The following is a 731-nucleotide window of genomic DNA, read 5'->3' on the forward strand; positions in this document are numbered from 1 at the left end:
GCAGCTTGCGACGCATGGCATAGGGATCTTGCGCGAGACCCGGATAAACCGCTTCGTGACTGCCTGCCTTGAAAGGCCGCGTGCGATGGCTCATGGAGGCGCTCCTTGGATGGTGGCGAACGCGTGCAACGACGACTCCAGCCTATGGCGGCCGTTCACGCCCGCGTTGACCTGAGTCAACGAAGCCATGGCGTGCGAGCAGGCGCGCCGCGCTACGCGATGCGCGCCCGATACGGCCTGCATCGCGCCTTCCCGAGTACCGCGTCGCGCCGCCCCCTCGCGGCGGGTCCGCGCGGGCGTGACCGGCATTCGCCATTCGCCCGCGCAATCGTCCGACGTTGATCGACGTCAAGCCGCGATTCGCTCCGAGACGAACAATAAAGGCGTCGCCGCCCGCCCGGGAGGGCCCGCACCGATACGCGGCACCGTCCGCGGCCGACGACGCACACCCTGTACGGCACGACCAACCACGTCTCTCAACGAGTACAACAATGAAATTACCGCTCGAAATCTCGATTCAAGGGATGCCCCGCTCCGCCGCGCTCGAAGAAGCGATCGCCCGCCACGCCGCGAAGCTCGAACGCTATTGCGCCGAGATCATTCGCTGCCGGGTCAGCGTGATCCTCGACGACAAGCACAAACACCAGGGCAAACCGTTCGACGTGCACGTCGACGTGACGATTCCTGGGCGCGAGATCGTGTCCAATCGCGAATCCGACGAGGACGTATAC

General features: G+C 65.3%; 1 protein-coding gene and 1 pseudogene. One reads left to right on the forward strand and one right to left on the reverse strand.

The genetic code is table 11. The features are described from left to right. A pseudogene (locus ACU8YE_RS23760) lies at nucleotides 1–94 on the reverse strand (BCAM0308 family protein); the annotation flags it as partial. A 397-nt stretch (nucleotides 95–491) separates the two neighbouring features. Here ACU8YE_RS23760 and ACU8YE_RS23765 point away from each other — a divergent pair. Further along, a partial coding sequence (locus tag ACU8YE_RS23765; RefSeq protein ID WP_446929784.1) for an HPF/RaiA family ribosome-associated protein occupies nucleotides 492–731 on the forward strand: 240 nt, incomplete at its 3' end.

Source organism: Ralstonia sp. VS2407 (genome assembly GCF_052950655.1).